The following is a 17,251-nucleotide window of genomic DNA, read 5'->3' as shown; positions in this document are numbered from 1 at the left end:
TCGTTCACGGACAGACCCCGGACCGCCATGACCCCCGCCATCGACCTGCTGAAGAAGGCCCGCGCCGAGCACCGCGTGCTGAGCTACGAACACGATCCCAAGGCGCCGTCCTACGGCCTGGAGGCCGCCGAGAAGCTCGGCCTGGAGCCGGCGCGGGTGTTCAAGACGCTGCTCGCCGCCACCGAGAAGGGCGAGCTGCTGGTGGCCGTGGTGCCGGTGGCCGGCAGCCTCGACCTGAAGGCCCTGGCCCACGCCGCCGGGGCGAAGAAGGCCGACATGGCCGACCCTGCCGCCGCGCAGCGCGCCACCGGCTACCTGGTCGGCGGCATCAGCCCGCTGGGGCAGAAGAAGCGCCTGCGCACCTTCATCGACGACTCCGCCCGGCAGTACCCGAGCATCCACGTCAGCGCCGGGCGCCGCGGCCTGGAGGTGGAGCTGAGCGCCGAGACCCTGGCCGGGCTGACCTCGGCCAGTTTCGCCGCCATCGGCCGGGCCTGAGGGCACGACTGTGCCGATGCGAAAGTCGCACACTGTATAGCAGCGCCGAACGCGCGGGACGGCATGCTGGAGCCACATTCAGAGGAGAACGCCATGCAGCTCGAATTCCACCAGGTCGATGCCTTCACCCACCGTCCGTTCGCCGGCAACCCGGCCATGGTCTATCGCCTGGACGCCTGGCTGGCCGACGAGCTGATGCAGAACATCGCCGCCGAGCACAACCTGTCGGAGACCGCCTTCCTGGTCCGCGAGGCCGATGGCTGGCGCATCCGCTGGTTCACCCCGACCGCCGAGGTGCCGCTGTGCGGCCACGCCACCCTGGCCAGCGCCCATGTGCTGTTCGAGGTGTTCGGCGAGCCGGGCGAGCGCCTGGAGCTGAACTCGCTGTCCGGCCCGCTGCGGGTGTACCGCGAGGACCAGCGCCTGGCCCTGGACTTCCCGGCGCAGCCGCCCCACGAGGCGGGCAGCACCGTGGAGCTGGAGCAGGCCCTGGGCCTGCCGGTGGTCGATGCGCTGAGCACCACGGCGCACCTGATGGTGTTGCTGGAATCGAAAGAGGCGGTGCGCGCCTGCAAGCCGGACTTCGTCGCCCTGGCGAAGCTGCCGTACCTGGGCGTGATCGTCACCGCGCGCGGGGAGGGCGACCACGACTTCGTCTCGCGCTTCTTCGCCCCGGCCATCGGCATCAACGAAGACCCGGTGACCGGCGCCGCCCACTGCTGCCTGATCCCGTATTGGTCGCAGCGCCTGAGCAAGCTGCAGCTGCGCGCCTTGCAGTGCTCGGCCCGCGGCGGCGAACTCTGGTGCCGGCTGGAAGGCGACCGCGTGCGCATCGCCGGCCAGGCGCGGCTGGTGGCGAGTGGGCGGTTGGTGATTTGACGGTGGGCTTGGGTGTGGCGGCGTATAACCGCGAACGGTTATACGCCCTACGGTGGGCTTGGCGTAGGGCGCATAACGCCTACGGCGTTATCCGCCGTTTGGCCTTGGTTCCAGGCGGCTCCGGGGCTGACCTGGGCCCGGCTGGGGGGGGGGTGAGGCGGCGGATAACCGCGAACGGTTATACGCCCTACGTTTTCGGCGGTAATTCGATGATGAAACGTGTCCAGCCGTCTGCGGATTCGGCGCGGATGCGGCCGCCGTGGGCCTGGACGATGGAGCGGCAGATCGCCAGACCGAGGCCGGCGTGCACGCCCTGGCCCTCGCGCTGGGCCGCCTCGCGGTGGTGGAAGCGGTCGAACAGCCTTGGCAGTTGCTCGGCGGGTATCGCCGGGCCCTGGTTCTCCACGCTGACCTGGCCGGGCCGCAGGCGCACGCGGATGGCGCCGCCTGCGGGAGTGAAGCGCAGGGCGTTGTCCAGCAGGTTGGCCAGCGTCCGGCGCAGCATGCCGCGGTCGCCGCGCACCTGCGCCTGGCCCTCGCGCGCCAGGTGGACGCCCTGGTCCTCGGCCAGCGGCGCGTAGAACTCCAGCAGGGCGTCCACTTCCGCGGCCAGGTCCAGGCTGTCGCGTCCGGGAGCCAGCAGGCCGTGGTCGGCCTTGGCCAGCAGCAACATGTCATTGACCATGGCGGTCAGCCGCTGCAGCTCCTCCAGGTTGCCGTGCAGCGCCTCGCGGTAGTCGTCCTCGCCGCGCGGGCGCGACAGCACCACCTGGGTCTGCGTCAGCAGCGCGGTGAGCGGCGTGCGCAGTTCGTGGGCGATGTCCGCGGAGAACGCCGACAGGCGCTGGAAGGCCTCCTCCAGGCGCGCCAGCATGGCGTTCAGCTCGCTGGCCAGGCCGCGCAGCTCGGCGGGCAGGCGGCTGGAGTCCAGGCGGGTGGTCAGCGACTGCGCCGAGACCTGCGCCGCCACCTCGCGCATGCGCCGCAGCGGGCGCAGGCTGGCGCGGGTGGCCCAGGCGCCGAGCAGCGCGGTGGCCAGGGCGGAGAGGCCCATGGTCAGCCAGATGAGCTGTTGCATGCGGCCAAGGAAGTGCTGGTGGTGGGTGATGTCCAGCACCAGGGTCAGCTGGCGCCCGGCGGGCTCGGCCGGGTCCAGCGGCACGGGCATCTCGCGGTAGGCGGGCGGCTCGCCCATGCCCTCCATGCCGCTGCTCATGCGCGGCGGCTCGTCCAGCCAGCGCTGGCCGTCGGCGCCTTCCAGGCGCAGGCCCAGGTCCGGGTGGCGCGTCAGTTCGTGCTCCAGCGTCCCGCGTTGCGTGGCCAGGCCGGCAGGATCGCGCACCGGGCCGAGCAGTTCGCGGAAGAAGGGCAGGCGGCCGGCCATCACCTGGCGGTCCAGCTCGACGAAGTGCGCCTCGCTGGCACGGCTGAACACCACCCCGGCGATCAGCGACACGGCCGCGGTGCAGGCGGCGAACAGCAGGCTCAGGCGGACGCCCAGCGAAACCCGTGCGGCGGCGCTCACGGCGCGCGCTCTTCGAGCACGTAGCCCATGCCGCGCACGGTGTGGATCAGGCGCTGCGGGAAGTCGTCGTCGACCTTGGCGCGCAGGCGGCGGATGGCCACCTCGATGACGTTGGTGTCGCTGTCGAAGTTCATGTCCCACACCTGGGAGGCGATCAGCGACTTGGGCAGCACCTCGCCGTGGCGGCGCAGCAGCAGCTCCAGCAGGGCGAACTCCTTGGCGGTCAGCTCGATGCGCCGGCCGCCGCGCTGCACCCGGCGGCGCAGCAGGTCCAGCTCCAGGTCGGCCAGTTGCAGCACGGTCTCCTGCAACTGTTGGCCGCCGCGGCGCAGCAGGGTGCGCACGCGGGCCAGCAGCTCGACGAAGGCGAAGGGCTTGACCAGGTAGTCGTCGGCGCCCTGTTCCAGGCCGCGCACGCGGTCCTCCACGGCGTCGCGCGCGGTGAGGAACAGCACCGGCAGGGTCAGGCCGGCCTGGCGCACGGCCTGGAGGATCTGCCAGCCATCGCGGCCGGGCAGCATGACGTCGAGGATTGCCAGGTCGTAGCCGCCGGACAGCGCCAGCTGTTCGCCCTCGGCGCCGTCGCCGCAGAGGTCCACGGCATAGCCGGCCTCGCTCAGGCCCTGGCGCAGGTACTGGCCGATGCGGGGTTCGTCTTCGACGATCAGCAGTTTCAAGGTGGATGGCCTCCGTGGCGGGAATGCCGGTCATTGTATCCAGCGCTGCCGGTGGCGCCGCCAAGCTGACACAACTGTAATCTTCCCGACAGCCAACCGGCAGGTGGCCGGCGGCAACATGGGGGCAATCATCTGCAAGAGGTCCGCATCATGCGTACAAGCCAACTGTTCAACGCCGCCATCCTCGGCCTCGCCGCCGCCTTCGCCCTGCCGGCCCTGGCCGACGCCGGCCACGGCCATGGGTACGACTTCGGCAAGCCGGCCGCGGCCGCCCAGGCCACCCGCAGCGTCGAGGTCACCCTGGGCGAGATGTACTTCGAGCCCAAGTCGCTGCAGGTGAAGGCCGGCGAAACGGTGCGCTTCGTCATCCACAACAAGGGCAGCCTGCTGCACGAATTCAACCTCGGCAACGCCGCCATGCACGCCGAGCACCAGAAGGAAATGCAGCAGATGCAGGCGATGGGCATGCTCACGCCCACCGGCATGGGGCACGGCATGGACCATTCGAAGATGATGAAGCACGACGACCCCAACAGCGTGCTGGTGGAGCCGGGCAAGACCGCCGAGCTGACCTGGACCTTCACCAGGGCCACCGAACTGGAGTTCGCCTGCAACATCCCCGGCCACTACCAGGCCGGCATGGTCGGCCGCCTGACCGTCGAGCCCTGAGCGACGGCGCGATCGGAGATAAATCTGCCCTCGTAGGAGCGCGCCCTGCGCGCGAATCGCGGGCAGGGCCCGCTCCTACAGGTAGGCGAGCGCTGCGCCGGGATGCTCTCTTGCTCGCGAACAGACTCCGCTGCGGGGCTCATTCGCGAGCAAGCTCGCTCCTACGAAAAGCTGTGCTTGCCTGCGACGTAGGAGCAACTGTCTATTGGCTTTCCGCGTTTGCGGGAACGATGGGGTATGAGGATGGTGCCTGGTCTCGACGCCGCTCAGGACAGCCCCCTCTCCCGCTTGCGGGAGAGGGTTGGGGAGAGGGCGCTCTCAAGCCCGGGTTCGTAGGGCATCGGTGCCCCGGCCAGCGGCGTATAACCGCGAACGGTTATACGCCCTACGTGCAGGAGGGCTCCGTCCGCGATCCGCTCCGAGGCCACCAACCGTCACCCGGGCCTCCCGCGCCTGCTGAAACCACCGGGGCATTTGTATACACTTGCCCGGCCCGTCACCCTGGCGGGCGCCGACACGATTCCCGCAGGTCCATTGCATGCAGCATCCCGCCGAACATTCGCCGCTGGGCAAATCCAGCGAATACGTCTCCACCTACGCGCCCGGGCTGCTGTTCCCCATCAGCCGCGCCACCAAGTGGGCCGAGCTGGGCCTGGACGGCGCCAACCTGCCGTACCGCGGCGTGGACATCTGGAACTGCTACGAACTGTCCTGGCTGACCCCCGGTGGCAAGCCGGTGGTGGCCATCGGCGAATTCGCCATCCCGGCGCAGTCGCCGAACATCATCGAGTCGAAGTCCTTCAAGCTCTACCTCAACTCGCTGAACCAGAGCCCGTTCGACAGCCGCGAGGCGCTGCGGGCGGTGCTGGAGCGCGACCTGTCCGCCGCCGCCGGCGCGCCGGTGGGCGTGCGCCTGCGCAGTCTCGATGAAGTGGCCGAGGAGGGCGTGGCGAAGCTGCCTGGCCGCTGCATCGACGACCTCGACATCGCCGTGGACAGCTACGACCACCCGCGCCCGGAGCTGCTGCGCTGCGACGACGCCCGGCGGGTGGACGAGGTGCTCTACAGCCACCTGCTGAAATCCAACTGCCCGGTCACCGGCCAGCCGGACTGGGGCACTCTGGTGGTGGACTACGCCGGTCCGGCGCTCGACCCCGCCAGCCTGCTGGCCTATGTGGTTTCCTTCCGCCAGCATCAGGATTTCCACGAGCAGTGCGTGGAGCGCATCTACCTCGACCTGCAGCGTCTGCTGCAGCCCAGCCGGCTGACCGTTTATGCGCGCTATGTGCGTCGTGGCGGGCTGGATATCAATCCCTACCGCAGCAGCGGTGAGATTGCGCCGGACAACCGTCGGTTGGTGCGGCAGTAACGATACGGTTTCATCGCGGATGAGATCCGCCTACGCTGCGCCACCCGCGCCATTCCCCTGTAGGAGCGCGCCCTGCGCGCGATATCGCGGGCAGGGCCCGCTCCTACAGTTGTCGTGAGGCATGGAGTTTCCTCGTAGGAGCGGACTCCGGCCGCGCGATCGTAATCCCTCTCGTTATTCCCGCCGAATGCCTTTCCCGATACTGAATGGCATTCTGATTCTACGCCTTGCGGCCGCCGCCCTGGGGAAAGAGCGCACGGCCAATGAAGCTGGCGGTATCGCGCAAGCTGCTGCCGATACTTTCCAGTTCATCGCGGCGGTGCTGGGCGCTGATGCCGATGGCGGAAATGATGAAGCGCGGCTGCCGGTCGCGGTCGGTGACCGCGCTGGCGACCATGCTCACGCCGCGGTACAGGTGGTCCTGATCCATGGCCCAGCCGCGTTCCAGGGCTTCGTGGGCGTCGGTCTGGTACTGCTCGAAGGCCGGCGGGTTCTCCCAGCGCACCCGCGACAGGCGCCGGCGCAGTTCGTCCTCCGGCAGTTGGCGCAGGCCGGCGATGCAGCGCCCGGCGGCGCCCACCAGTTCCGGCAGGCGCGTGCCCATGGCCACGTTGACGTGGGCGATCTGCGGCTCGGAGCGGGCGATCACGCGGATGTGCGCGTCGTCGGTGACCTGCCAGAGGGCGACGAGTATCCGGTGGGCCAGGCTCAGGCGCTCCAGTTCCGGCTGGATCAGGTCGGCGTAGCTGCGGCCGATGAAGCTCACTGCCAGTTCCGACAGGCCCAGGCCCAACTGGTAGGTCTTGGTCTCGTTGTCGAACGACGCCAACTGCTCGTTGTGTAGCGTGCGCAGGATATTGAAGGCGCTGCTCGGGCTGATGCCGGTGGCGCGGGCGATGGCGGCCACGCCTTCGGGGGCTTCGGCGTGGGCCAGGTGGCGGAGGATCTGAATGGCGTTCACCACGGCCCCTACATCCTTGGTGCTGGCGCTCTTGGTACTGGCTTCCGGTGCGGTTTCTTTGTTTTTCATATTCAGTATTCGGGTTGACATTCAGCAGAGTGAATATATGCTGGCTTCACGGAGCGCACAACCGCTGCCCTGAAGTCGCCGGTTGGTGCGTCCACGTCACTGCACTTTGCAGCAAAGGTCGAACAAGAATAAAGGAGGACCTACGTGGCAGATCTCCCCGAGTGCGTCGTTCCGGGCCCCGAGGCCCAGTACCTCGCCTTCCTGGCCCAGGGCCGCTTCATGCTGCAGCGCAGCCGTTCCACCGGGCGCTACGTCTTCTACCCGCGCAACCTGGTGCCGGGCAGCGGCGAGACGGACCTGGAATGGGTGCCGGCCAGCGGCCTGGGCACCCTCTATGCGATCACCGTGAACCGCGCCCGCGGTGGCGACTACAACGTCGCCCTGGTCGACCTGGACGAGGGCGTGCGCATGATGTCGCGCATAGAAGGCCATCTCGAACTGCCCATCGGCGCCCGCCTGAAGGCGCGCATCGTCGAGCAGGAAGGCACCCCCGTGGTGGTGTTCGACGCGCTTGCGCAGGTGCAGCCATGAGCCAGGTCCTGCGCGGCAAGACCGCCATCGTCGGCATCGGCAGCGCCGGCATCGGCGAGGCCCCCGGCCACAGCGCCATCGAACTGCTCGGCCAGGCCTCGGTGAAGGCCATCGCCGACGCCGGGCTGAAGCTGTCCGACATCGACGCGGTGTTCGCCGCCACCAGTTCCCACGCCTTCCCGACGCTGTCGGTCTGCGAATACCTGGGCATCCGCCCGAAGTTCGTCGACGGCACCAATATCGGCGGCTCCAGCTTCGAACTGCACCTGCTGCAGGCCACCCTGGCCCTGGAAGCCGGGCTGTGCGACGCGGCGCTGATCTGCTACGGCTCCAACCAGCGCACCGCCGGCGGCAAGCTGGTGTCGATGAGCGAGCCGCAGTGGCACGAGACGCCCTACAAGCCGCGTCACCCGATCACCGCCTACGCCCTGGCCGCCAGCCGCCACATGCACCAGTACGGCACCACCCGCGCGCAGCTGGCGGAGGTGGCGGTGGCCGCGCGGGGCTGGGCCAACCTCAACCCCGAGGCCTTCGCCCGCGGCCCGCTGAGCATCGAAGAGGTGCTCGCCGCGCGCATGGTCAGCGACCCGCTGAGCAAGGCCGACTGCTGCCTGGTCACCGACGGCGGCGGCGCCTGCGTGCTGGTGCGCGCCGAGCGCGCCCGCGACCTGCCGAATGCGCCGGTGTACTTCCTCGGCGCCGCCGGCGCGCAGTGGCACCGCTCCATCGTGGCGATGCCCGACCTCACCGTCACCGCCGCCAGCGAAAGCGGCCCGCGCGCCATGCAGATGGCCGGGGTGACGCACGCCGACATCGACCTGGTGATGCTCTACGACGCCTTCACCATCAACACCCTGCTGTTCCTCGAAGACCTCGGCTTCTGCCCGAAGGGCGAGGGCGGGCGCTTCGTCGAGGGCGGGCGCATCGCCCCCGGCGGCGAGCTGGCGGTGAATACCAACGGCGGCGGGCTGTCCTGCGTGCATCCTGGCATGTACGGCATGTTCCTGATCATCGAGGCGGTGACGCAGTTGCGCCGCCAGGCCGGTGAGCGGCAGTTGCGCAAGGCCGACGTCGCCCTGCTGCACGGCAACGGCGGCACCCTGTCCAGCCAGGTCACGGCCCTGCTCGGCACCCAGTCGGTGCTCTGAAACCCCCGGGTTCGGCGCCCCAGCGGTGGCCGCTTCGGCGGCCCGCCGTGGATGCGCTCGCCCTCGCGCCGGGACGCACGCTCCGGCAACCGTCAACAGTTCAGGTGGAAAGCCATGTCAGTGAGTCACTCGCAACACCCTGGCAACGCCTCGCGCTTCGCCAGCCTCACGCCCCTGCTGCAACCGCGTTCCGTGGCCGTGGTCGGCGCCTCCAGCGACCCGCACCGTATCGGCGGCCGGCCCATCGCCTACATGCTGCGCAACGGCTTCGGCGGCCGCATCCTGCCGGTGAACCCCAACCGCAGCGAAATCCAGGGCCTGCCGGCCTTCGCCAGCGTCGAGGCGCTGCCCGAGGCGCCCGACGTGGCCATAGTCGCGCTGCCGGCGCCGCAGGTGCTGGAGACCATCCAGGCGCTGGGCCGCAAGGGCGCGCGCAGCGCCATCGTGTTCTCCTCCGGCTTCAGCGAGGTGGGCGGCGAGGGCGTGCTGATGCAGGAAGCCATGGTCGAGGCCGCCCGCGCGGCGAACATGCGCCTGCTGGGCCCCAACGCCCTGGGCGTGTTCAACGCCAACCTGGGCTACTACGCCTTCTTCTCCACCAGCCTGGAGCGCGGCATTCCGCTGGCCGGGCGCGTCGGCATCGCCACCCAGTCCGGCGCCTACGGCGCGCACCTGCTGGGCCTGGCGCGGCAGCGCGGGCTGGGCACGCCGATCTGCGTGGCCACCGGCAACGAGGCCGACGTCACCCTGGGCGATGCCATCGGCTGGCTGGTGGAGTCGCCGGAAGTCGACGTGGTCATGGCCTACGCCGAATCCATCCGCAACGTCGACAGCTTCCTCGCCGCCCTGGCGGCCGCCCACCGCGCCGGCAAGCCGGTGATCCTGCACAAGGTCGGGCGCAGCGAGCTGGGCGGCCGCGCGGCCATGTCCCACACCGCTTCCCTGGCCGGCGACGACAAGGTGCTGGACGCGGTGCTGGCCGACTACGCGGTGGTCCGCGCGCGCAATACCGAAGAACTGATCGACATCGCCTACCTCGCCACCCAGCGCATCTACCCGGTGGCCAACAGCCTGGGCATGATCACCGTCAGCGGCGGCGCCGGGATCATCGTCAGCGACGCCGCCGAGGATGTCGGCCTGCCGATGCCGCCCATGCCCGAGGCGGCCCAGGCGCGGCTGAAGCAGCGGCTGTCGTTCGCCTCGCCGATCAACCCGGTGGACTGCACCGCCCAGGCCCTGAACGACCTGAGCCTGGTGCACGACTTCACCGAATCCATGGTGGTGGACGGCGGCTACAAGTCGCTGATCGCCTTCTTCACCCAGGCCGGCACCGTCGCCTCCATCGGCCCGAAGCTGGCCGAGCAGTTCGGCCGGATCAAGGCCGACCACCCGGACCGCCTGTTCGTGGTCTCGGTGATGGGCGAGGGCGACGAGCTGGAACCCTACCGCAAGGCCGGCTTCGCCCTGTTCGAGGACCCGACCCGCGCGGTGCACGCCATCCAGGCCATGGGCCGGCTCGGCGAAGCCTTCGCCCGGCCGTTGCGGCAGGTGCCGGCGGTCGGTGGCGTGGAGTTGCCGCCGCGCACGCCGGGGGAGGCCGAGGCCAAGCAACTGCTGGCCCGTGCCGGTATCGAGTCGGCGCCGGAGCGGGTGCTGGTCAGCGCCGCGGAGGCCGCCGCCTTCGCCGAGCAGATCGGTTTCCCGGTGGTGCTGAAGATCGCCTCGGCGGACATCCTGCACAAGTCGGAGATCGGCGGCGTGTTGCTGGGCGTGGACAGCGCGGCGGCGGTGCGCGAAGGCTTCGACCTGCTGCTGCAACGTGCCGCCGAGCATGCCCCGCAGGCGCGCATCGACGGCGTGCTGGTGGCGCGCCAGCTGCAGGGCGGCGTGGAGTGCTTCATGGGCATCCAGCGCGACCCGCTGTTCGGCCCGGTGGCTCTATTCGGCCTCGGCGGCATCTTCGTCGAAGTGCTGAAGGACGTGGTGTTCCGCCGCTGCCCGTTCGGCGCGGAGGAGGCCGAGGCGATGATCCGCAGCATCAAGGGCGCGCCGTTGTTGCTCGGCGCACGCGGCCGCCCGGTGACCGACGTGAAGGCGCTGGCGCAGGTGCTCTCGCGGCTCTCGCAGTTCGCCGCCCAGGCCGGCCCGCGGCTGCGCTCGGTGGACCTCAACCCGGTGTTCGCCATGCCCGAGGGGCAGGGCGCCTGGGCCGCCGACGCGGTGCTGGAGGTGCAGGAGGTGGCCGATGGCGCTGAATCCTGAGCACCTGCTGAACTACCGCATCCCCGAGGTGCGCCAGCGCTACAGCCGCGAGGACAGCGCCTTCTACGCACTGTCGGTGGGCCTCGGCGCCGACCCCCTGGACGAGCACCAACTGGCCTTCGTCGATGCCAACCGCGATATCCAGGCGCTGCCGTGCATGGCCGTGGTGCTGGGCCACCCGGGCTTCTGGCTGGGCAACCCGGACACCGGCGTCGACGCCCTGCGCCTGGTGCATGGCGAGCAGAGCGTGGAGTGGCTCAAGCCGCTGCCGCCGGAAGGCGAGGTGATCGGCCGCACCCGCGTCACCGGCCTGGTGGACAAGGGCGCCGGCAAGGGCGCGCTGCTGTACAGCGAGAAGGTGCTCAGCGACGCCGCCAGCGGCGAGGTGCTGGCCATCGCCCGCGGCACCACCTTCCTGCGCGGCGACGGCGGCTTCGGCGGCGACAGCCAGTCGCTTAGTCAGCCGCACCGCCTGCCCGAGCGCGCGCCGGACCTGGCCATCGACCTGCCGACGCGTCCGGAGCAGGCCCTGTACTACCGCCTCAACGGCGACGACAACCCGATCCACGCCAGCCCGGCGGCCGCGGCCCGCGGCGGCTTCCCCCGGCCGATCCTGCATGGCCTGTGCACCCTCGGCGTGGCCTTCCACGCGCTGCTGCGCGGCTTCGCCGACTACCGCGCGGAACGCTTCGGGCAGTTGCAGGTGCGCTTCTCCGCGCCGGTGTTTCCCGGCGAAACCCTGCGCACGGAAATCTGGAACGACGGCTCCTTCCGCACCCGCGTGGTCGAGCGTGATGTGGTGGTGCTGGACAACGGCCGCGTGCGCCTGACGCCGGAGGCGAACAGCTGAGCCGGGCGGCATGGCGACAACCCCCTCAACCAACCTGCGAGAACAAGAACAATGAGCGCATCCATGAGTCCTCCCCAGGACGCCGGGTTCCCCCGGCGGACCCTGGTCATCGCCTTCTTCTTCTGCTTCCTCGGGCTGCTCGCCGACGGCGTCGACCTGATGTTCCTCGCCTACAGCCTGAACAGCCTCAAGGCCGAGTTCGGCCTGAGCAACTTCGAGGCCGGCTCGCTGGGCAGCATCACCCTGGCCGGCATGGCCATCGGCGGCATCTACGGCGGCTGGTGCTGCGACCGCTTCGGCCGGGTGCGGGTGGTGACCTGGACCATCGTGATCTTCTCGCTCGGCACCGCGCTGCTGGGGCTCACCCACAACTACTGGCAGTTCGCGCTGATCCGCTTCCTGTCCTCGCTGGGCCTGGGTTCGCTGTTCGTCGCCTGCAACATCCTGATGTCCGAGTTCGTTACCACCAAGTACCGCACCACCATCCTGGCGACCATGCAGGCCGGCTGGACCGTGGGCTACCTGGTGGCGACCATCCTCGCCGGGCAGATCATCCCCGAATTCGGCTGGCGCACGCTGTTCTTCACCGCACTGGCGCCGGCGCTGATCTGCCTGGCGCTGCGCCCCTGGGTGCCGGAGTCGCCGTCGTGGCTGGCGGCCCGCGCCCAGCGCCGCCAGCAGCCGGCCGGCGTGCGCGCCGCACCCGCCGCCCGTGGCGGCGTGCAGGGCCTGCTGGCCGATGCGGGCACGCGGCGCATGTTCCTGCTGTGGACGCTGACCTCGTGCTTCCTGCTGTTCGGCTACTACGGCACCAACAACTGGATGCCCTCGTACCTGGAAAGCGAGCTGGGCATGAACTTCAAGTCCATGACCGGCTACATGGTCGGCACCTACACCGCGATGATCCTCGGCAAGGTGGCCGCCGGGGTCGCCTCGGACTACTTCGGCCGCCGCGCCACCTTCGCCGCCGGCGCCATCGGCAGCGCCATCTTCATGCCGCTGATCGTGTTCTGGCACACGCCGGACAACATCGTCTGGATCCTCACCCTGTTCGGCTTCATCTACGGCGTGCCGGTGGGCGTGCTGGCCACCTACATGACCGAAAGCTTCTCCACCCGGGTGCGTGGCGCCGCTGTGGGCACCGCCTACAACCTCGGCCGCGTCGGCGCGGCGGTGGCGCCGGCGGCCATCGGCCTCTTGGCCTCGCACATCTCCATCGGCGCCGGCTTCCTGGTGATGGGCATCACCTACGTGATCACCGGCCTGATCCCGGCGCTGTTCATCCCCGACCGCCTGTACGACCCGAACCGCGCATCGAGCGACGCCGATGCCAGCGTCGAGCCCGCCGCCCCGGCGCGCGCCGACATCGCCGAACCTCGGCCGCTGAAGGCCTGAGCCCATGACGGAGCCCCTTGCGATGAACGATTCACCCATGGCGGCCAGCCTGGCCGAGCCCGCGACGGTGTTTCCCACCGGCCGCTTCACCTTCCAGGAGTTCATCGGCCTGGAACGCTGGGCCGAGGGCGAGCTGGCGCGCATCCGCCTGAAGCACCGCGCGGAGCTGATGAACTACCTCGGCCACTTCCACGGCGGGGTGCTGATGACCGTGCTCGACGCCGCCATGGCCGGAGCCATCCGCATCTGCTCGCCGGGCTGCTCGATGGTCACCATCGACATGGCCACGCACTTCATGGGCACCGCCCGCGGCGAGCTCAACGCCGTCGGCCGGGTGCTGCGGCGCACGCGCAACCTGTGCTTCTGCACAGCCGAGATCCACAACGAGGACGGCGAACTGGTCGCCAGCGCCTCGGGCAGCTTCAAGTACCGGGCCGCCGAGGCCGGGAGCCGTTCCACCGACACGAGTACGACGACATGACCGACACCGCCGAACTGGCCCGCGAGCGCGAGGAGCGCTTGCGCATGATCCGTGACAGCGCCGCCTCCCTGGTCCCGCCCGACGGCGACCTGGGCCGGGTGCGCCGCCTGCGCTTCAGCGCGCCGGGCGTGGACCGCGCAGCCTGGGCCGAAGTCTGCGCCATGGGCTGGCCGGGCTTGCGCCTGGGAGAAGAGTTGGGCGGCAGCGGCCTGGGCATGGCCGAATACGCCGCGCTGCTGGAAGAACTGGGGCGCGGCCTGCTGCCGGAGCCGCTGATCGAAGCGAGCCTGGTGGCGCCGCTGCTGCCGGACGCGGAGCGCGAAGCGCTGCTGGCCGGTGAAAAGCTGGTGCTGCCGGCAGGCATCGCCTACGACGAAGGCGCCGCGCTGCCGCAACTGCGTGACGGCAAGCTGCACGGCGAGGTCGGCCATGTCGCCCTGGGCGCCGCCGCCGATGCCTGGCTGGTGGCTTGCGACGGCGGCCTGGCCCTGGTGGAGCGCGATGCCCAAGCGCTGCGCCTGAGCCAGGAGCCGACCCAGGACGGCGGCCATCTGGCGCGCCTGCGTTTCGACGCCACGCCGGCCCGCGCTCTGGCGGCACCGCCCGCCGCGCTGGACGAAGCCGCGCTGGCCTGCGCCGCCTACCTGGTGGGGCTGATGGATGCCGCCTTCGAGCGCACCCGCGATTACCTCGGCGTGCGCAGCCAGTTCGGCCGCGCCATCGGCAGCTTCCAGGCCCTGCAGCACCGCATGGTCGACCTGAAGATCCAGATCGAACTGGCGCGCGCCGTGGTCGCCCAGGCCGCCGACGCCATCGACGCCCGGTCGCCGCTGGCCGAGGTCCGGCGCCTGGTGTCCACCGCCAAGGTGCGCGCCGCCGAGGCCGCGCTGCTGGTCACCCGCCAGGCGATCCAGCTGCACGGCGGCATCGGCTTCACCGACGAGGCCGACATCGGCCTGTTCCTGCGCCGCGCCATGGTGCTGCTCAACGCCCAGGGTTCGCTGGCCTTCCACAAGGCGCGCTACATCGCGCTGCTGCAACGCGAGGTGGCCTGATGAGCGGGATGCTGCTGCAAGAGACCCACGGCAGCGTGCGCCTGCTGCGCTTCAACAACCCGGCGCGGCGCAACGCGCTGGCCCCGGCGCTGCGCCAGGAACTGCTGCTGGCCCTGCGCGAGGCCGACGCCGACGCGCAGGTGCGCAGCGTGGTGATCACCGGCAGCGCGGAGGTGTTCTGCGCCGGCGGCGACCTCAGCGACATGAACGTCGCCGGGCTCGGCGCCGGCCGCGCGCGCATGCACGACAACGCTGCCCTGGTGCGGCAGATAGTGCGCATGGGCAAGCCGCTGATCGCCGCTATAGAAGGTTGGGCGGTGGGCGCCGGACTGTCCGTGGCGCTGGCCTGCGACAGCCTGGTGTGCGGCGGCACGGCGCGCTTCGCCGCCGGCTTCGGCAAGGTCGGCCTGCTCGCCGACCTCGGCCTGCTGCATACCCTGCCGGCGCGGGTGGGGCACGGCCAGGCCCGGCAGATCCTGATGTTCGGCCAGGTGGTGGAGGCCGAGGAAGCGCTGCGCATCGGCCTGGTGGACCAGCTTTGCGCACCCGGCGCGGCACTGGACGCGGCCATGGCCCGCGCCGCCCTGGTCGAGCAGCAGGCGCCGTTGCCGCTGGCCATGACCAAGGCCCTGCTCGCCGACGGCCTCGACCTGCTGCTGGAGCGCGAGGGCGAGCTGCAGAGCCAGTTGTTCCTCAGCGCCGACCATGCCGAAGGCAAGGCGGCCTTCCTGGCCAAGCGCACCCCCGCATTCACCGGACAATGAGCCGAGGGCACTGAAATGACCGACTACAACGCCATGGGCGACGGCGAGTTCCGCCTGATGGTGCGCGAGTGGATCGCCGCCAACTACCCGCAACGCATCCGCAACCCGGCCCACCGCCTGGGCCGCGACGACACCTGGGAGTGGTACCAGGCGCTGTCGCGCCAGGGCTGGCTGTGCCCCGGCTGGCCGGTGCGCTACGGCGGCATGGGCCTTTCCGCCGGCAAGCAACTGATCATGATCGAGGAAATGGAAGGCTACGGCTGCGCGCGCCTGCCCGACAGCGGCATCACCATGCTCGGCCCGCTGCTGATCCGCTACGGCAGCGACGCCCAGCGCGAGCGCTTCCTGCCGCGCATCCTCAGCGGCGAGGACATCTGGTGCCAGGGCTACAGCGAGCCCAACGCCGGCTCCGACCTGGCCAGCCTGCGCACCGAGGCGGTGCTGGAGGGCGGCCAGTGGGTGATCAACGGCCAGAAGACCTGGACCACCATGGGCAGCGAGGCCAACTGGATCTTCGTGCTGGCGCGCACCGAGCGCGGCGGCAAGCCGCAGCAGGGCATCAGCTTCCTGCTGGTGCCGATGGACAGCCCCGGCGTGGAGGTGCGGCCGATCCTCAACCTGGAGCTGCAGGGCGAGTTCTGCGAGGTGTTCTTCAACGACGTGCGGGTGCCGGCCGACCACCTGGTGGGCGAGGTCAACCAGGGCTGGAGCATGGCCAAGGCGCTGCTGGGCTTCGAGCGCATCTTCCTCGGCTCGCCCAAGCAGGCCACCTTCGCCTTCGAGCGCCTGGCGCGCCTGGCCCGGCGCCAGGGCCTGTGGGACGACCCGGCGTTCGCCCAGCGCTTCGCCGCGCTGAGCATGGACCTGGACTGCCACAAGGCGCTGTACGGGCACTTCGCCGAGCGCCTGCGGTGCGGCGAGAACCTGGGGCCGGAGGTGTCGATGCTGAAAATCCACCAGTCCGAGCTGTACCAGCGCATCAGCGAGCTGGGCCTGGAGATCGCCGGCCCCGATTCGGCGCTGCTGCAGCCCTTGGCCGACGACCCCGAGCTGCACCCGGCGGGCATCTTCATCCAGTCGCGGCCCACCACCATCTACGGCGGCACCAACGAAATCCAGCGCAACATCCTGGCCAAGAGCCTGCTCGGCCTGCCGGGTTGAAGGCCGCACCTGAATCCATACGAGAGGAAAGAGCGATGACCGAACGACTGAACGAAGGCAAGGTAGCGATCGTCACCGGCGCCGGTGGCGGCATCGGCCGCGAGATCGCCCTGGCCCTGGCCGACAGCGGGGCGAAGGTGCTGATCAACGACATCGGCGTGTCGCTGGGTGGCGAGGGCGGCTCGGCCTCGCCGGCCGAGGAAACCCTCGGGCTGATCCGCCAGCGCGGCGGCGAGGGGGCGATCAACACCGACAGCGTGTCGGACTGGGACAGCGCCCGGCGCATCGTCGCCAGCGCCCTGGACGCCTTCGGCCAGCTGGACATAGTAGTCAACAACGCCGGCATCCTGCGCGACGCCATCTTCCACAAGATGAGCGCCGAGGACTGGCTGTCGGTGATCAACGTGCACCTCAACGGCAGCTTCTTCGTCAGCCGCGCCGCCGCCGAGCGCTTCCGCGAACAGGGCAGCGGCGCCTTCGTGCACATGACCAGCACCTCGGGGCTGATCGGCAACTTCGGCCAGGCCAACTACTCGGCGGCCAAGCTGGGCATAGTGGCGCTGTCCAAGTCCATCGCCCTCGACATGCAGCGCTACAAGGTGCGTTCCAACTGCATCGCGCCCTTCGCCTGGAGCCGCATGACCGACTCCATCCCGGCCGATACCCCGGAACAGAAGGCGCGGGTGGAGAAGCTGCAGCGCATGACCCCCGACAAGAACGCGCCGCTGGCCGTGTACCTGGCCTCCGATGCCGCCCGCGAGGTCAACGGCCAGGTGTTCGCCGCGCGCAACCACGAGCTGTTCCTGATGAGCCAGAGCCGCCCGCTGCGTAGCGTGCACAGCGAGCACGGCTGGACCCCGCAGAGCATCGCCGAGCACGGCATGCCGGCGCTGCGCGGCAGCTTCATGGACCTGGCGCGCAGCCCGGACGTGTTCTCCTGGGACCCGATCTGACCAC

The 17,251-nt window shown here is 70.2% G+C and carries 17 protein-coding genes; 14 read left to right on the top strand and 3 right to left on the bottom strand.

The features are described 5' to 3' along the window. Positions 1 to 27 precede the first annotated feature (27 nt). On the top strand, positions 28 to 498 hold the full coding sequence (gene ybaK, locus PM1_RS19430; RefSeq protein WP_009619119.1) for a Cys-tRNA(Pro) deacylase: 471 nt from the start codon (positions 28 to 30) through the stop codon (positions 496 to 498). A 93-nt stretch (positions 499 to 591) separates the two neighbouring features. Further along, positions 592 to 1,377 carry a PhzF family phenazine biosynthesis protein gene (locus PM1_RS19425; RefSeq protein ID WP_009619120.1) on the top strand — a complete coding sequence of 262 codons (786 nt, stop codon included), beginning with the start codon at positions 592 to 594 and terminating at the stop codon, positions 1,375 to 1,377. Between the two features lie 187 nt (positions 1,378 to 1,564). Here the strand turns inward: PM1_RS19425 and PM1_RS19420 are convergent, their stop codons facing one another. Further along, positions 1,565 to 2,902 carry a heavy metal sensor histidine kinase gene (locus PM1_RS19420; RefSeq protein WP_009619121.1) on the bottom strand — a complete coding sequence of 446 codons (1,338 nt, stop codon included), beginning with the start codon at positions 2,900 to 2,902 and terminating at the stop codon, positions 1,565 to 1,567. Next, a complete protein-coding gene (locus PM1_RS19415; protein ID WP_009619123.1) occupies positions 2,899 to 3,579 on the bottom strand; it encodes a heavy metal response regulator transcription factor in 681 nt (226 codons plus the stop codon). The genes PM1_RS19420 and PM1_RS19415 overlap by 4 nt, the downstream gene beginning before the upstream one ends. A 150-nt stretch (positions 3,580 to 3,729) precedes the next feature. On the opposite strand from PM1_RS19415, the gene copI reads away from it, so the two are divergent. Both copI and queF read left to right on the top strand, forming a co-directional pair. After that, complete coding sequence (copI, locus tag PM1_RS19410; RefSeq protein WP_009619125.1) at positions 3,730 to 4,248, top strand: copper-resistant cuproprotein CopI; 519 nt, start codon at positions 3,730 to 3,732, stop codon at positions 4,246 to 4,248. Between the two features lie 538 nt (positions 4,249 to 4,786). Then, the gene (gene queF / locus PM1_RS19405) at positions 4,787 to 5,617 is read left to right on the top strand and encodes an NADPH-dependent 7-cyano-7-deazaguanine reductase QueF (RefSeq protein ID WP_009619126.1); all 831 of its coding nucleotides are present in this window, start codon (positions 4,787 to 4,789) and stop codon (positions 5,615 to 5,617) included. Between the two features lie 220 nt (positions 5,618 to 5,837). Here queF and PM1_RS19400 read toward each other — a convergent pair whose 3' ends face one another. Then, the gene (locus PM1_RS19400; protein WP_009619128.1) at positions 5,838 to 6,647 is read right to left on the bottom strand and encodes an IclR family transcriptional regulator; all 810 of its coding nucleotides are present in this window, start codon (positions 6,645 to 6,647) and stop codon (positions 5,838 to 5,840) included. 144 nt (positions 6,648 to 6,791) lie between these two features. Here PM1_RS19400 and PM1_RS19395 point away from each other — a divergent pair, with 144 nt between their 5' ends. The 10 genes from PM1_RS19395 to PM1_RS19350 all read left to right on the top strand — a co-directional run bounded on the left by PM1_RS19395 (position 6,792) and on the right by PM1_RS19350 (position 17,247). Further along, positions 6,792 to 7,178 (top strand): Zn-ribbon domain-containing OB-fold protein, encoded by a 387-nt coding sequence (locus PM1_RS19395; protein WP_009619130.1) that lies wholly within the window; start codon positions 6,792 to 6,794, stop codon positions 7,176 to 7,178. Then, entirely contained in the window at positions 7,175 to 8,326 is a 1,152-nt protein-coding gene (locus tag PM1_RS19390; RefSeq protein WP_009619131.1) for a thiolase, read from the top strand. Before PM1_RS19395 ends, PM1_RS19390 begins: the two co-directional genes overlap by 4 nt. A 114-nt stretch (positions 8,327 to 8,440) precedes the next feature. Beyond that, the gene (locus tag PM1_RS19385; RefSeq protein WP_009619132.1) at positions 8,441 to 10,588 is read left to right on the top strand and encodes an acetate--CoA ligase family protein; all 2,148 of its coding nucleotides are present in this window, start codon (positions 8,441 to 8,443) and stop codon (positions 10,586 to 10,588) included. Next, positions 10,572 to 11,438: a MaoC/PaaZ C-terminal domain-containing protein gene (locus PM1_RS19380; RefSeq protein ID WP_009619133.1), complete on the top strand. Its 867-nt coding sequence runs from the start codon at positions 10,572 to 10,574 to the stop codon at positions 11,436 to 11,438. Before PM1_RS19385 ends, PM1_RS19380 begins: the two co-directional genes overlap by 17 nt. A gap of 51 nt (positions 11,439 to 11,489) precedes the next feature. Beyond that, positions 11,490 to 12,833 (top strand): MFS transporter, encoded by a 1,344-nt coding sequence (locus PM1_RS19375; RefSeq protein WP_024128304.1) that lies wholly within the window; start codon positions 11,490 to 11,492, stop codon positions 12,831 to 12,833. 37 nt (positions 12,834 to 12,870) lie between these two features. After that, entirely contained in the window at positions 12,871 to 13,314 is a 444-nt protein-coding gene (locus tag PM1_RS19370) for a PaaI family thioesterase (protein ID WP_024128305.1), read from the top strand. Next, positions 13,311 to 14,369 carry an acyl-CoA dehydrogenase family protein gene (locus PM1_RS19365; protein ID WP_009619138.1) on the top strand — a complete coding sequence of 353 codons (1,059 nt, stop codon included), beginning with the start codon at positions 13,311 to 13,313 and terminating at the stop codon, positions 14,367 to 14,369. Before PM1_RS19370 ends, PM1_RS19365 begins: the two co-directional genes overlap by 4 nt. Then, the gene (locus tag PM1_RS19360) at positions 14,369 to 15,133 is read left to right on the top strand and encodes an enoyl-CoA hydratase/isomerase family protein (RefSeq protein WP_009619140.1); all 765 of its coding nucleotides are present in this window, start codon (positions 14,369 to 14,371) and stop codon (positions 15,131 to 15,133) included. The genes PM1_RS19365 and PM1_RS19360 overlap by 1 nt, the downstream gene beginning before the upstream one ends. 15 nt (positions 15,134 to 15,148) lie before the next feature. After that, a complete protein-coding gene (locus tag PM1_RS19355) occupies positions 15,149 to 16,294 on the top strand; it encodes an acyl-CoA dehydrogenase family protein (RefSeq protein WP_009619142.1) in 1,146 nt (381 codons plus the stop codon). A 35-nt stretch (positions 16,295 to 16,329) separates the two neighbouring features. Then, positions 16,330 to 17,247, top strand: a complete 918-nt coding sequence (locus tag PM1_RS19350) for an SDR family NAD(P)-dependent oxidoreductase (RefSeq protein WP_009619144.1) — start codon at positions 16,330 to 16,332, stop codon at positions 17,245 to 17,247. Positions 17,248 to 17,251 lie beyond the last annotated feature (4 nt).

It is taken from the genome of Pseudomonas sp. M1 (genome assembly GCF_022760135.1).
Classification (GTDB): domain Bacteria; phylum Pseudomonadota; class Gammaproteobacteria; order Pseudomonadales; family Pseudomonadaceae; genus Pseudomonas; species Pseudomonas citronellolis.
The sequence above is the reverse complement of the archived record's forward strand: the minus strand, read 5'-3'. Positions and strand labels throughout refer to the sequence as shown.

Excerpts from the sequence above, each read along its gene's own strand:
- queF (WP_009619126.1), top strand. The coding sequence starts at position 4,787 with ATGCAGCATCCCGCCGAACATTCGCCGCTGGGCAAATCCAGCGAATAC.
- PM1_RS19365 (WP_009619138.1), top strand. The coding sequence starts at position 13,311 with ATGACCGACACCGCCGAACTGGCCCGCGAGCGCGAGGAGCGCTTGCGC.
- copI (WP_009619125.1), top strand. The coding sequence starts at position 3,730 with ATGCGTACAAGCCAACTGTTCAACGCCGCCATCCTCGGCCTCGCCGCC.
- PM1_RS19355 (WP_009619142.1), top strand. The coding sequence starts at position 15,149 with ATGACCGACTACAACGCCATGGGCGACGGCGAGTTCCGCCTGATGGTG.
- PM1_RS19425 (WP_009619120.1), top strand. The coding sequence starts at position 592 with ATGCAGCTCGAATTCCACCAGGTCGATGCCTTCACCCACCGTCCGTTC.
- PM1_RS19380 (WP_009619133.1), top strand. The coding sequence starts at position 10,572 with ATGGCGCTGAATCCTGAGCACCTGCTGAACTACCGCATCCCCGAGGTG.
- ybaK (WP_009619119.1), top strand. The coding sequence starts at position 28 with ATGACCCCCGCCATCGACCTGCTGAAGAAGGCCCGCGCCGAGCACCGC.
- PM1_RS19390 (WP_009619131.1), top strand. The coding sequence starts at position 7,175 with ATGAGCCAGGTCCTGCGCGGCAAGACCGCCATCGTCGGCATCGGCAGC.
- PM1_RS19360 (WP_009619140.1), top strand. The coding sequence starts at position 14,369 with ATGAGCGGGATGCTGCTGCAAGAGACCCACGGCAGCGTGCGCCTGCTG.
- PM1_RS19400 (WP_009619128.1), bottom strand. The coding sequence starts at position 6,647 with ATGAAAAACAAAGAAACCGCACCGGAAGCCAGTACCAAGAGCGCCAGC.
- PM1_RS19385 (WP_009619132.1), top strand. The coding sequence starts at position 8,441 with ATGTCAGTGAGTCACTCGCAACACCCTGGCAACGCCTCGCGCTTCGCC.
- PM1_RS19350 (WP_009619144.1), top strand. The coding sequence starts at position 16,330 with ATGACCGAACGACTGAACGAAGGCAAGGTAGCGATCGTCACCGGCGCC.
- PM1_RS19370 (WP_024128305.1), top strand. The coding sequence starts at position 12,871 with ATGGCGGCCAGCCTGGCCGAGCCCGCGACGGTGTTTCCCACCGGCCGC.
- PM1_RS19375 (WP_024128304.1), top strand. The coding sequence starts at position 11,490 with ATGAGCGCATCCATGAGTCCTCCCCAGGACGCCGGGTTCCCCCGGCGG.